Source organism: Novosphingobium sp. PC22D (assembly GCF_002556635.1).
Taxonomy (GTDB): domain Bacteria; phylum Pseudomonadota; class Alphaproteobacteria; order Sphingomonadales; family Sphingomonadaceae; genus Novosphingobium.
This window is the reverse complement of record NZ_MWMO01000005.1, coordinates 68,826-81,577: the sequence shown is the minus strand read 5'-3', so window position 1 is coordinate 81,577 and position 12,752 is coordinate 68,826. Positions and strand designations below refer to the sequence as shown.

At 68.1% G+C, this 12,752-nt stretch carries 13 protein-coding genes; 12 read left to right on the top strand and 1 reads right to left on the bottom strand.

Annotated elements, in window-relative coordinates; genetic code table 11:
• Window positions 1-43: 43 nt before the first annotated feature.
• Window positions 44-661 carry a DNA-3-methyladenine glycosylase gene (locus B2G71_RS10090; protein ID WP_098105646.1) on the bottom strand — a complete coding sequence of 206 codons (618 nt, stop codon included), beginning with the start codon at window positions 659-661 and terminating at the stop codon, window positions 44-46.
• A gap of 107 nt (window positions 662-768) precedes the next feature.
• Here B2G71_RS10090 and B2G71_RS10085 point away from each other — a divergent pair, with 107 nt between their 5' ends.
• The 12 genes from B2G71_RS10085 to murD all read left to right on the top strand — a co-directional run bounded on the left by B2G71_RS10085 (window position 769) and on the right by murD (window position 12,733).
• Complete coding sequence (locus B2G71_RS10085) at window positions 769-1,086, top strand: 2Fe-2S iron-sulfur cluster-binding protein (RefSeq protein ID WP_098105645.1); 318 nt, start codon at window positions 769-771, stop codon at window positions 1,084-1,086.
• A gap of 103 nt (window positions 1,087-1,189) precedes the next feature.
• Window positions 1,190-2,188 (top strand): cysteine synthase A, encoded by a 999-nt coding sequence (locus tag B2G71_RS10080; protein ID WP_098105644.1) that lies wholly within the window; start codon window positions 1,190-1,192, stop codon window positions 2,186-2,188.
• 16 nt (window positions 2,189-2,204) lie between these two features.
• Window positions 2,205-2,552, top strand: coding sequence for a hypothetical protein (locus B2G71_RS10075; RefSeq protein WP_098105643.1), 348 nt, complete (start codon window positions 2,205-2,207; stop codon window positions 2,550-2,552).
• On the top strand, window positions 2,521-3,318 hold the full coding sequence (locus B2G71_RS10070; RefSeq protein ID WP_240530093.1) for a GldG family protein: 798 nt from the start codon (window positions 2,521-2,523) through the stop codon (window positions 3,316-3,318). The genes B2G71_RS10075 and B2G71_RS10070 overlap by 32 nt, the downstream gene beginning before the upstream one ends.
• A gap of 317 nt (window positions 3,319-3,635) precedes the next feature.
• Window positions 3,636-4,133, top strand: coding sequence for a division/cell wall cluster transcriptional repressor MraZ (locus tag B2G71_RS10065; protein WP_098105642.1), 498 nt, complete (start codon window positions 3,636-3,638; stop codon window positions 4,131-4,133).
• A complete protein-coding gene (gene rsmH / locus B2G71_RS10060; protein WP_098105641.1) occupies window positions 4,130-5,089 on the top strand; it encodes a 16S rRNA (cytosine(1402)-N(4))-methyltransferase RsmH in 960 nt (319 codons plus the stop codon). Before B2G71_RS10065 ends, rsmH begins: the two co-directional genes overlap by 4 nt.
• On the top strand, window positions 5,086-5,613 hold the full coding sequence (locus B2G71_RS10055; RefSeq protein ID WP_098105640.1) for a hypothetical protein: 528 nt from the start codon (window positions 5,086-5,088) through the stop codon (window positions 5,611-5,613). Before rsmH ends, B2G71_RS10055 begins: the two co-directional genes overlap by 4 nt.
• A complete protein-coding gene (locus tag B2G71_RS10050) occupies window positions 5,610-7,367 on the top strand; it encodes a penicillin-binding protein 2 (protein WP_098105639.1) in 1,758 nt (585 codons plus the stop codon). Before B2G71_RS10055 ends, B2G71_RS10050 begins: the two co-directional genes overlap by 4 nt.
• Window positions 7,367-8,830: a UDP-N-acetylmuramoyl-L-alanyl-D-glutamate--2,6-diaminopimelate ligase gene (locus tag B2G71_RS10045; RefSeq protein WP_098105638.1), complete on the top strand. Its 1,464-nt coding sequence runs from the start codon at window positions 7,367-7,369 to the stop codon at window positions 8,828-8,830. Before B2G71_RS10050 ends, B2G71_RS10045 begins: the two co-directional genes overlap by 1 nt.
• Before the next feature lie 4 nt (window positions 8,831-8,834).
• Window positions 8,835-10,295, top strand: coding sequence for a UDP-N-acetylmuramoyl-tripeptide--D-alanyl-D-alanine ligase (murF, locus tag B2G71_RS10040; protein WP_098105637.1), 1,461 nt, complete (start codon window positions 8,835-8,837; stop codon window positions 10,293-10,295).
• A 25-nt stretch (window positions 10,296-10,320) separates the two neighbouring features.
• Window positions 10,321-11,391, top strand: a complete 1,071-nt coding sequence (gene mraY / locus B2G71_RS10035; RefSeq protein WP_098105636.1) for a phospho-N-acetylmuramoyl-pentapeptide-transferase — start codon at window positions 10,321-10,323, stop codon at window positions 11,389-11,391.
• Between the two features lie 10 nt (window positions 11,392-11,401).
• Window positions 11,402-12,733 carry a UDP-N-acetylmuramoyl-L-alanine--D-glutamate ligase gene (murD, locus tag B2G71_RS10030; protein WP_098105635.1) on the top strand — a complete coding sequence of 444 codons (1,332 nt, stop codon included), beginning with the start codon at window positions 11,402-11,404 and terminating at the stop codon, window positions 12,731-12,733.
• The last annotated feature ends 19 nt before the right edge of the window (window positions 12,734-12,752 follow it).

Below are 12,752 nucleotides of genomic sequence, written 5' to 3'. Positions count from 1 at the left end.
CTCCTTGCGGCGCTGGGCGCCCGCGAAACCGGATGATCGGGCGCTACAGTGCCGGATTGTTGTAGCAGTGCCAGGTGAATATCGCCGCCGCGCCGCGATGCGGCCGCCAGCTTTCGGCAAGTTCGCGCGTCGCCTTTTCGGCGGGGCGTTCGCCCAGGCCGAGGATCTTGTGCAGGCCCGCCTGAACCGCGAGGTCGCCCGCCGGCCAGATGTCCGGACGGCCCTCGGCGAAGAGCAGGTAGATTTCCGCCGACCAGCGGCCGATCCCCTTGATCCGCACCAGTTCGGCGATCGCCGCCTCGTCGTCCGCTGGCAGGTTTTCGAGATCGAGCGAACCGGCGACCACCAGTTCGCACAACGAGCGCGCATAGCCCTGTTTCTGACGGCTCAGCCCGCAGGCGCGCAGCGCGTCGAACTCGGCCGCGAGCAGCTCTTCTGGCGGGATCGCCTCGCCGAGCAGCGTCTCCAGCTTCGTCCAGACCGAGGCTGCCGCAGCGACGCTCACCTGCTGGCCGACGATCGTGCGCAAAAGCGTGGCGTACCCCGTCGGCCGGATGCGCGGCTCGGGGTAACCGGCCACGGCGATGGCGCGCGCCATCCGCTTGTCGCGCGCGGCGATCTCGTCCAGACCATGGCGTAACGCCTCGGCGTTAAGGCCCATATTCCTTACCTGTCCTAGCTCTTCGGCACCTTGCCAAAGGCGGCGCCAGCCTTTAGCAGCCTGCGCCGAGGATCGATACAGGCCGTATCGTAGGGGATGGAGCCGAAATGCCGCAGATCACCGTCATCAATCAGTCCGGGGAAGAATCGAGCGTCGAGGCCGTCGAAGGCCGTACGCTGATGGAAACGATCCGCGACAACGGATTTGACGAACTGCTCGCGCTGTGCGGCGGCTGCTGCTCATGCGCCACCTGCCATGTGCACGTCGATCCTTCGTTCAAGGACAAGCTTCCCGAAATGAGCGAAGACGAAAACGACCTGCTCGACAGTTCCGAGCACCGCGACGAGAATTCGCGCCTCTCGTGCCAGATCCCGATCACCGCTGAGCTTGAAGGTCTCAAGGTCACGATCGCGCAGGAAGACTGAGGCGCGCGGGAAGACCGGGCATCCGCCCGTGCGTGGTCGGGCTTTCAGGAGCCAAAGCCCAAATCATTTGCGCGCGCACGCACCAGTTCCTAACTGACGCGGCATGACCACAGATTCCGTCCGCGCGACCACGCTCGATCTCATCGGCAATACCCCGCTCGTCCTGCTCAAGGGGCCGAGCGAGGCGGCCGGCTGCGAAATCTTCGGCAAGTGCGAGTTCGCCAATCCCGGTGCCTCGGTAAAGGACCGCGCGGCCTTGTGGATCATCCGCGACGCCGAAGCGCGCGGCGAACTCAAGCCGGGCGGCACGATCATCGAGGGCACGGCGGGCAATACCGGCATCGGCATCGCGCTCGTGGCCAATGCCCTGGGCTACAAGACGGTGATCGTCATGCCCGACAACCAGTCCAAGGAAAAGATGGACACCTTGCGCGCGCTCGGCGCGCAGCTCGTCACCGTGCCGCCGACCAAGTTCGCCGATCCCAACCACTTCGTGCACACCTCGCGGCGCATGGCCGAGGAGACCGAGGGCGCGGTCTGGGCCAACCAGTTCGACAACGTCGCCAACCGCAAGGCGCATATCGAAAGCACCGCGCCGGAAATCTGGGCGCAGATGGCGGGGCGTATCGACGGTTTCACTTGTGCGGCGGGAACCGGCGGGACGATCGCGGGCGTTGGCATGGGGCTCAAGGCGTTCGACGATGCCGTGACGATCGCGCTTACCGATCCACACGGCGCCGCGCTCTACAGCTACTATGCCGAGGGCGAACTGAAATCCGAAGGCAACTCGGTCGCCGAGGGCATCGGACAGGGGCGGATCACCGCCAATCTCGATGGCGCGCCGATCGACGACCAGTTCCGCATCTCGGACGAGGAAGGACTCGAATGGGTTACCCGGCTGCTCGCGGAGGAAGGGCTCTGCCTTGGCCTCTCGTCGGGCATAAACGTCGCGGGCGCGGTCGCGCTGGGGCGCAAGCTGGGCGGCGGCAAGCGGATCGCGACGATCCTGTGCGACACCGGATTCCGCTATCTTTCGACGCTCTACAATCGCGAATGGCTCGAAGCCAAGAACTTGCCGGTCTTCCCTTGGCTGGCGCGCTGAGGTAAACAGTCCGTCGATGGCAGAAAACGCCCCGCCTCGCGTCATCGGACCGCTCAGCGCTCCGGCTCGCCCCGCTGCCCCCACCCCGCGCGATCTGCGCTCGCAGGCGGTCCAGCGGCTTCAGGTCGGTCTGTTCGGCCTGTGCACGATGCTGATGATCGTGGGCCTTGCCAACATCATCATGGAGCGGGCGAAGCTGTCCGCCGAGCCCGACCCGATCCAGGACATCGTCGCGGTCGATGCCGAGCCCAAGAAGCCGGCGACCGATCCGCTGGCCGACATCGGAGTGGTTCCCGCCGCCGATCCGACGCCCAGCGAATCGGCTAGCGGCGATGCCGAATTCGACCCCGAAACCGAACTCTAGGCGGCTTGTCCGCGCACTGCTGGCCGCGCTGAGCCTCGCGGCGGCCTGCGCGGGGTGCGGGCAGGCCAGTCCGCGCAAGCTGCACGGCGAAGGCACTGTCGGCCTCTACACGAGCCTGCCGATCTTCTGGCCCGAGGCAGGCGGCGTGGCCGACCTGCTGGCGACGGACCGCGAGGCGCACTGGGCGCTGGCGGTGCTGCAAGAGCGGGGCGAGGTCGTGCCGCTCGATACCCTGGCGAACCGCGAAGGCGTGCTCGACCTGCCCGGCGATGCCCTGCTGGTGTTGGCGCAGCCGCGACCGCTCTCGCCCGACGAGAACGTCGCGCTCGACCGCTGGGTGCGCGGCGGAGGGCGGCTCCTGTTGTTCGTCGACCCGCTGCTCACCGCGCATTCGGACTTCGCCCTGGGCGATCCGCGCCGCCCGCAGGATGTCGCGCTGCTCTCGCCGATCCTCGCGCACTGGGGGCTCGAACTGCTGTTCGACGAGACGGCGCTGCCTGGCGAGCACGAAACGGGATGGGACGGGACGGGAATTCCCGTCAATCTCGCGGGTCACTTCCGGTTGATCCCCGGCGACGCGCGCTGCGCGCTCGCGGCCAAGGCGATCGTGGCCGAATGCCGCCTCGAAAAGGGCCGAATCGTCGCACTTGCCGATGCGGCGGTGCTGGAAACCGGCGAATCGCGGAATGTCCGATCGCGCGCGGCGGCGTTGCGAAAGCTGCTCGATCACGCGCAAAACGGCGCAGCCACTCCGGAAAAGCGCTGATCAGGGGAAATTTGGGGAGCGACCGCCAATTTCGGCGTTCCGGTGCACAATTGTGCGCGAGTCCTCGAATTTCCGCCAAAGAGGGCTGATCTCGCTTCATCCATAAACTCCTATCTTTCGGATAAGAATCTGTGGATTCTGCGAATTTTCCCAAGATTTCCCTTTGCTCCCGACAATTCCCGCGATATTACCAAGAGAAATCGGATCGATTGAACCTGCCGCCCCGTTCGCTCGTGGCGGACCCGGCTGCGCGAGCGCGCGGCCGGCACAGGCGAAGTCGTGTCCGATGAGGGGCAAACACGAGGACTTTGGTCGACATGGCCGGCCAGCCATTGATCTTCAGGGGGCAGGGCTTCTCGCTTCAGCGCGACAAGAACCGCTTCGTGCTGCCCGTCCCGTTCCGTGGCGTCCTCAAGGAACTGAGCGAGGGACTGACGGTGTGCTTCAACAAGCACGAGCGCTGGCCCTGCCTCAAGGGCTACGGCCTCAACAGCGTCGAAGGCTTCGAAAAGCAGATCGCCGACGAGAAGGAGGCGGCGTTGCGCCTCGGTCGCGACTTCGACGAGGACAAGCGCGCGAGCGAACTCTACAGCGACTTCCAGGCCCCGTTCGACACTAGCGGCCGCTTCGTCATGCCCGAGGACTGCGTAAGCCTCGCCGACCTTGGGGATGAACTCTTCTTCCTGGGCGGCGGCAAGTTCTTCACCGTCTGGAACCCCGAGCATCTCTACGAGATGGACGAGAGCTGGGATGCGGCGAAGACCGCGTGCCGCAACTACGCCGAGCGCGAGCGCGCAAAGGCGAGCCGCAAATGAGCGCGCCGCACATCCCCGTCCTGATCGAGGAGGTCATCGCCGCGCTCAGGCCGCAGGCGGGCGACGTGATCGTCGATGCGACCTTCGGCGCCGGCGGCTATACCCGGCGCTTTCTCGACACGGGCGCGACCGTTCACGCCTTCGACCGCGACCCCAGCGCGATCGCGGCGGTGCGTGACGATGCCGCGCTGTGGCCCGAGGCGCAGGCCGTGCCGCCGCGCCTGGTGCTCCACGCGCGCTGCTATTCCGAGATGCGCGAGGCGATCGCCGAGGCCGGCGTCGAGCGGGTCGATGGCATCGCCATGGACATCGGCGTGTCCTCGATGCAGCTCGACCAGGCCGAGCGCGGCTTCGCGTTCTCGGCCGACGGTCCGCTCGACATGCGCATGGGGCAGGACGGCCCCAGCGCGGCAGATTTCGTGAATACCGCCGCCGAAGCGGAGATAGCCGACGTGCTGTTCCGCTACGGCGAGGAGAGGCAGTCACGGCGCCTGGCCCGTGCGCTCGTGGCTGCCCGTCCTCTTTCGACCACCGGCCAGTTGGCCGATCTCGTCCGCAAGACGCTGGGGCATCGCCCCGGCGCGCCGAAGGACCCCGCGACGCGGACCTTCCAGGCGCTGCGCATCGCGGTGAACGACGAACTCGGTGAACTCGAAGCCGGGCTCGCTGCCGCCGAGGCGCTGCTGCCCGCGGGCGGTCGGCTCGCGGTGGTGAGCTTTCACAGCCTGGAAGACCGGATCGTCAAGCGCTTCCTGCGCGAGGCCAGCGGCGCGAACGCCGCCACCTCGCGGCATCTGCCCGAAGCCGTCGGCGGTCCTGCGCCGACCTTCGAGCAGGTCTCGAAAGCCATTCGCCCGGGAGAAGCCGAACTCGCCGCCAACCCCCGTTCCCGTTCCGCCACCTTGCGCAGCGCCGTGCGCACCCAAGCCCCCGCCCGCGAAAGGATTGCCGCATGAACCTGACCAGAGACCGCCTGCATTCTATCGGCTGGGTGTCGGTGCTCGCGATCTGCGGGGCCATGACGCTCGGCCTCGGGCTCCACGTCAACGCGGTGAAGAGCGAGGTGTACCGGAGCGAGCAGAAGGTCGTCGGCCTGCGCCGCGACATCGACATGCTCGAAGTCGAGTTCCAGACGCGCTCGAACCAGCATCAGCTCAAGACGATCAACGATCTCGAATTCGGTTACAGCGCGCCGCGGGCGGATCAGTACATCGAGGGCGAGCGCCAGCTTGCCTCGCTTGGCGTGCCGCGCGCGCCCGATGCGCCGCAGCCGATCCTGATGGCCAAGGCGATCCGCCAGGACGAGGGCAGCGGCACGGTCGTGGCGATGATGTCGCCGGTCGGCGGCAAGATCGAAAAGTCGGGCGCGGGCGAGGAAGCGGCCCACAGCGGCGAAGCGGAGACGCTGCGCAAGGATGCGGCGCGGCTGGGTGAGCGGCTCGCTCGTGTCGAACTCGCGGGAGCGCCCAGCGAGCAATGAGCAGCGTCGCCATCTCGACGACGGTGACCACGGGCCGCCACAAGCTGGCGGGCGTAAAGCAGCGCTCGCTGCTGATGGCGAAGTGGCGCGCGCTGTGGGTTCTCGCCGGCTTCGCGCTGGTCGGGGCCTGCGCGCTGATGCGCATCCTCTATCTCGGCGTTTCGGGAATCGACCGGACCGAACGCGGCCTCTACGACAGTCTGGTGCCGGATCGCGGCATGATCGTCGATCGCAACGGCGTGCCGCTGGCGCGCGACTTTCGCACCTATTCCCTGTGGTACAATCCCGACGCGTTGAAAGGCGGCGGCACGCCGCTGGTCGGCGACCCGCGCAAGATCGCCGAGGAACTGCACGGCATCTTCCCCGATTTGGACGTGAACAAGACCGCGCGGCGGCTGGCCTCGGGCAAGAAGGGCTACTTGCGCAAGTCGGTGCTGCCCGAGCAGGTGAACAAGGTCGAGGCGCTAGGCGAGCCGGCGCTGGAGCACCCGCGCGAGGTCGAGCGGTTCTACCCGCAGGGGTCGATGGCGGCGCACGTGCTCGGCTATGTCGATTCGCACGGCGAGGGCAAGATCGGCATGGAGCAGGTCTTCCAGGACCGGCTGATCTCGCGTGAAGGGCGCACGCACCCGTCGGCGCTGTCGATCGACTTCCGGGTCCAGGGCGCGCTCGAGGACGAGCTGGGCCGCGCCATGGTCGAATCGCAGGCCAAGGGCGCGGCGGGCATCGTTCTCGACGTCGAGACCGGAGAGATCCTCGCGCTCGCCTCACTGCCGGCCTTCGATCCGAACCGCGTGCGCGCGGGCGACATGGCGGTCTCGCAGGCACTCGCAGACCAGGGCGAGGTGCCCAAGGGCTTCAATCGCGTGACCAACCAGGTCTACGAGCTGGGCTCGACCTTCAAGCCGATCACCGTCGCCGCCGCGCTCGATGCCGGTACGATCACCGATCTCGGGCGGCGCTATCCCGCCAAGCCGTTCCACGTCGCCGGTTTCACCATCCGCGACCTCCACGCGATGGGCGCGACGCTCAACGTGCCCGAGACGCTGATCCACTCCTCGAACGTGGTCACCGCGCAGATCGCCGACGAACTCGGCGGGGTGCGGATGAAGCAGACGATGGAAGCGCTCGGCATGAACGAGCGTCCCTATATCGAGCTGCCCGCCAAGGGTTTCCCGATCTGGCCCTCGGGCAAGTGGCCACGGCTGCGCACGATGACGGTCTCCTATGGCCACGGCATCGCGGTAACGCCGCTGCATCTCGCCTCGGCTTACGCGGCGCTCGTCAACGGCGGCATCTGGCGCCCGGCGACCCTGAAGAAACTCGCTCCGAACGAGGTTCCCAAGGGACGGCGCGTGTTCAAGGCCTCGACCAGCGCGCGCATCCGTCAGCTCCTGCGCATGATCGTCGCCTACGGCACGGGCCGCAAGGCCGACGCACCGGGCTTCCGCATCGGCGGCAAGACCGGAAGCGCGGAAAAGCCGGGGGCAGGCGGCTACCGCCACTCGACTCTCGTCTCCACCTTTGCTGCGGCCTTCCCGATGGACAGTCCCCGCTTTGTCGTCATCGCCATGATGGACGAGCCCAAGGGCACGCCCGCCACCTCGTACCAGCGCACGGCGGCGTGGAACGCGGCGCCCGCGGTCGGCCGGGTGGTGCCCCGGATCGGTCCGCTGCTCGGCATCATGCCCGACGAGACGCGCGACATCGACATCTCGGACCTCAAGCCGCTCATTCCCGGCGAGGCGCACTGATGAAGCTGGGGGCGCTCGCACGATCGGCCAAAGTGGCGCTGGCGACGGGCGGCGACGCGCAGGTCACCGGTTTCGCGATCGATCACCGCAAGGTCGCGCCGGGCACCGTGTTCGGCGCCTTCGTCGGCGCGCGCTTCAACGGCGAGGACTTCATTCCCGCCGCGATCGAGGCGGGCGCGGTCGCTATCGTCGCGCGGCCCGAAGCCAGGGTGGAAGGCGCCGTGCACTTCGCCGCTGCCGAGCCGCGACGCCTGTTCGCCCGGCTGGCGGGACAGTTCTTCACGCCCGTACCGCACACGCTTGTCGCGGTGACGGGGACCAACGGCAAGACCTCGACCGTCGAACTGACGCGCCAGCTCTGGCGCATGGCCGGGCTGCGCGCGGCCTCGATCGGCACGCTGGGCGTCACCACCAGCGACGAGAGCGTCTCGACCGGCCTCACCACGCCCGACATCGTGACCTTCCTCTCGAACCTGACGGGCCTTGCGCGTGAAGGCGTGACGCACGTCGCCTATGAGGCCTCGAGCCACGGTCTTTCGCAGTTCCGCAATGAGGGACCCGCGGTCGCGGCGGGCGCCTTCACCAATCTCAGCCGCGATCACCTCGATTACCACGCCGACATGGAAGACTACTTCGCGGCCAAGATGCGGCTGTTCGACGAAGTCGTCTCGGACGGCGGGACCGCGGTGATCTGGGCCGACGATGCCTGGTCGCCGCGCGCCGTCGAGCATGCCCGGCGGCGCGGGCTCGAGCCCTTCACCGTCGGCGAGAAGGGCGAGGGAATCCGTCTCGTCTCGCGCGCGCCGGGGCTGCTCGGCCAGACGCTCGAGATCGAATATGCCGGACGGGGGCGCCGTATCGAACTGCCGCTGATTGGCGCCTATCAGGCGGCCAACGTGCTGGTCGCGGCAGGGCTCGTGCTCGCGACCGGGGGCGAGCCGGACCGGACCTTCGATGCGGTCAAGCGGCTCCAGACCGTGCGCGGGCGGCTCGAGCGCGCTGGCCTCTCCGCGAGCGGGGCGCCGATCTACGTCGACTACGCGCACACGCCCGACGCGCTCAAGGCGGCGATCGACGCGCTGCGCCCGCACGCGAGCGGGCGGCTGATCGTCGTGTTTGGAGCGGGCGGCGATCGCGACACCGGCAAGCGTGCGGAAATGGGCAAAATCGCGGCCGAAGGGGCCGAAGTCGTGATCGTGACTGACGATAACCCTCGCGGCGAGGATGCGGCGGGCATCCGGGCAATGGTACGCGAGGGTTGTCCGCAGGCCCTGGAGATCGGGGATCGGCGCGAAGCGATCGCAGCGGCGGTCGCCGAGGCGGCGGCGGGGGACATCGTGCTGATTGCGGGCAAGGGGCACGAACAAGGGCAGATCATCGGCAGCGGCGCCGGCATGCGCGTGCTGCCCTTCGACGACGTAGCTGTGGCCAGGCAAGTCGCTGGCACCGTGGGAAGGACCTGACACTATGAATGCAGTGACGCGAATCCTCGACTGGCCGATGCAGGACTGCGAAGACAACTCGCATGTCCTGTGGGACGCGGTCTCGATCGCGCGCGCGGTCAAGGGAACGGCCAACGCCGAGTTCGTCGTGACCGGCATCGAGTTTGACAGCCGCGAAGTGAAGCCGGGCGACCTGTTCTTCGCCTTGAGCGGCGAGAACACCGACGGGCACCGCTTCGTCGACATGGCCTTCGCCAAGGGCGCGGCGGCGGTCGTGGTCGACCGGCCGGTCGAAGGTCCGCACGTCTTGGTCAAGGACACCACCGAGGCGCTCGTCCGGCTCGGCGCGGCGGCGCGGGCGCGCAGCCGCGCGCCGATCATCGGGGTGACCGGATCGGTCGGCAAGACCGGCGTCAAGGAAGCGATCTACGCCGCGCTCGACCGCGCCAGCCGCGGCGACGCGCACCGCTCTGTGAAGAGCTACAACAACCATACCGGCGTGCCGCTCAGCTTGGCGCGGATGCCCGCCCGCGCGCGCTTCGGCGTGTTCGAGATGGGGATGAACCACGCGGGCGAGATCGCCGCGCTGACCCGGCAGGTGCGCCCGCATGTCGCGGTCATCACCACGATCGCGCCCGCGCACATCGAGATGCTCGGCTCCGAAGAGGCGATCGCCGAGGCCAAGGGCGAGATATTCCAGGGCCTGGGACGCGGCGGCACCGCGGTGATCCCCGCCGACAGTCCGCATTTCGAGCGCCTGCGCAAGGCGGCGCTGCGCAACGGGGCGCATGTGATCTCGTTCGGCCGGTCCGAGCAAGCCGACGTGCGCCTGCTCGATTCGGTGCCCGCGCTGGGCGGCGGCTCGCTGGTCACGGCCGACATGGGCGATCGCCGCCTGTGCTACACCGTCGCCGCGCCCGGCGAGCACTGGATCATCAACTCGCTCGCGGTCATGGCGGCGGTGCGCGCGGTCAAGGGCGACCTGGGCGCCGCGGGCGTGGCGCTCGCCGAGATGGAGGGGCTCGCCGGTCGCGGCGCGCGGATCGAGATCGACGTGCCCGAGGCCAACGGCGGTGGTCGCGCCCTGCTGATCGACGAGAGCTACAACGCCAACCCGGCCTCGATGCGGGCCACGCTGGCGCAGCTCGGCCGTACCGACGCGACCCGCCGCATCGCGGTGCTGGGCTCGATGAAGGAACTGGGCAAGCACGCCGAGGGCTATCACGCCGCGCTCGCCGCGCCGATGCGCGAGGCGGGCGTCGATTACGCCGTGCTCGTCGGGCCCGAAATGGCCGCGCTGGTCGGCGAGCTGGGGAAATCGGGCGGGGATTCGCTTGGCAAACCGATACCCTTCGCCCATTGCGCGACAGTGGAGGAAGCTGTGGACAAATTGTCCGCGTTCGGACTGAGGCGAGGCGATGCGATCCTCGTCAAGGGGTCGAACTCGGTGGGACTTGCTTCCCTCGTTACTGTGCTCAGCAAATAGGAAGGCGGGCCGCGCCCCTCGAACGATGCTCTATCTCTTCGCAGACTGGCTGAACTACGAGGGGCTTGCCAACCTCTTTCGCTACCGGTCGTTCCGTTCGGGCGGCGCGCTGATGACGGCGCTGCTGATCGGACTGGTGATCGGCCCGCGTTTCATCAACATGCTTCGCATCCGCCAGGGCAAGGGCCAGCCGATCCGCGAGGACGGGCCCAAGAGCCACCTCGCCAAGCGCGGCACGCCGACGATGGGCGGGCTGATGATCCTGACCGCGCTGCTCATCTCGATGGTGCTGTGGATGGACCCGACCAACCCGTTCGTGCTCGCCTGCATCGCGGTGACCGTGGGCTTCGGGCTGATCGGCTTCCTCGACGATTTCGACAAGGTGACCAAGAGCAGCCACAAGGGCGTGTCGGGCAAAGTGCGCCTGCTGTTCGAGTTCGCGGTGGCGGGCGTCGCCTCATGGATCATCGTGAGCCAGCTCAACACCAATCTCTATGTGCCGTTCCTGAGCAACGCGGCGATCCCGCTCGGCCCGTTCTACTATGTCTTCGCCGCCTTCGTGATCGTCGGCGCGGGCAACGCGGTGAACCTCACCGACGGGCTCGACGGGCTCGCGACCTTTCCGGTGATCGTCGCGGCGGGGACCTTCGCCATCATCGCCTACCTTGCCGGCCGCGTCGACTATGCGACCTATCTCGGCATTCCGCACGTGCCGGGCGCGGGCGAACTCGCGATCTTCTGCGCGGGGATCATGGGGGCGGGGCTCGCCTTCCTGTGGTTCAACGCGCCCCCTGCGGCGATCTTCATGGGCGATACCGGCAGCCTTGCGCTCGGCGGCGCGCTCGGCGCGATCGCGGTGGCGGCGCACCACGAGATCGTGCTCGCCATCGTCGGCGGGCTGTTCGTGCTCGAGGCGGCCTCGGTGATCATCCAGGTCTTCTTCTTCAAGCGTACCGGAAAGCGCGTGTTCCGCATGGCGCCGATCCATCATCACTTCGAGCAGCTCGGCTGGGCCGAATCGACCGTCGTGATCCGCTTCTGGATCATCTCGATCGTGCTCGCGGTGATCGGCCTTTCGACCCTGAAGCTGAGGTAGGCCGGCCGCGATGATCACCTCGCCCGACTTTGCAGGCAAGCGCTTCGCCGTCCTCGGCCTTGCCCGTTCGGGCGCGGCGGCGGTCGAATCGCTGCTCGCGAGCGGCGCGCAGGTCATGGCCTGGGACAGCCGCGAGGAGCCGAGGCAGGCCTTCGAAGGGCGAGTGGAACTCGCCGACCCGGTAACGGCGGTGCTCGAGGGGTACGAGGCGGTGGTCGTGTCCCCGGGCATTCCGCTCAACCGTCATCCGATCGCCGAGGCCGCCGCCGCGGCCGATGTTCCGGTGATCGGCGACATCGAATTGTTCGCGCGCGCGCGCGCCGTCCTGCCGGCGCATCGCGTCGTCGGGATAACCGGGACCAACGGCAAGTCGACCACGACGATGCTTGTCCGGCATCTGTTCGCGCAGGCGGGGGTCCCCGTGCGCGTGGGCGGCAACATCGGCGTGCCGATCCTCGCCGCCGATCCGCTGCCCGAGGGCGGCGTCTACGTGCTCGAACTGTCGAGCTACCAGATCGACCTCACTTTCTCGCTCGACTGCGAAGTCGCGGTGCTGCTCAACGTGACGCCCGACCACCTCGATCGCTACGCCGATTTCGACGCCTATGTCGCATCCAAGGCGCGGCTGTTCGGGATGCAGTCCGCCGCATCGCTCGCGATCGTCGATCATGAGGCCGAAGCCGGGGTGGACGTGCTGCGTTTCTCGCCCGAAGGGCAGCCGATCCAGTTCATCGACGACGTCGAGCTGCCCGGCGATCAGGCGCGCTGGCCCTCGCTGCAAGGGCCGCACAATCGCCAGAACGCCGCCGCCGCCATCGCCGTCGCGCGGCAACTCGGGCTTTCCGACGCGCAGATCGAGGCTGGCCTCGAAAGCTTCGTCGGCCTGCCGCACCGCATGGAGCGTGTGGCCGAGAACGAAGGCGTGCTCTACATCAACGACAGCAAGGCGACCAATCCGGCCTCGGCCGCTCCCGCGCTGGCCGCCTTCCCGCCCGATCCGAGGCCGCGCATCCACTGGATCGTCGGCGGCCTGCCCAAGGGCGACGATCTGGGCGAGTGCGAGCCCTATTTCGGCAACGTCGCCGCCGCCTACACGATCGGCGATGCCGGCCCGATGTTCGCCGACCTGCTCGCGCCGCATGCGCCGGTCCGCCGCAGCGAGATGATGGCCGAAGCGATCCGCGAGGCGATGGCGGCGGCGAAGCCGGGCGATGTCGTGATGCTCTCGCCCGCCTGCGCCAGCTTCGACCAGTTTCGTGATTTCGAGGCGCGCGGCGATGCGTTCCGCCGGATCGTAGGCGCATTGATCTCCGCCGACGATCCGGGCGAGGGAGAAGACTGATGGCGACGCATCCTCCGGT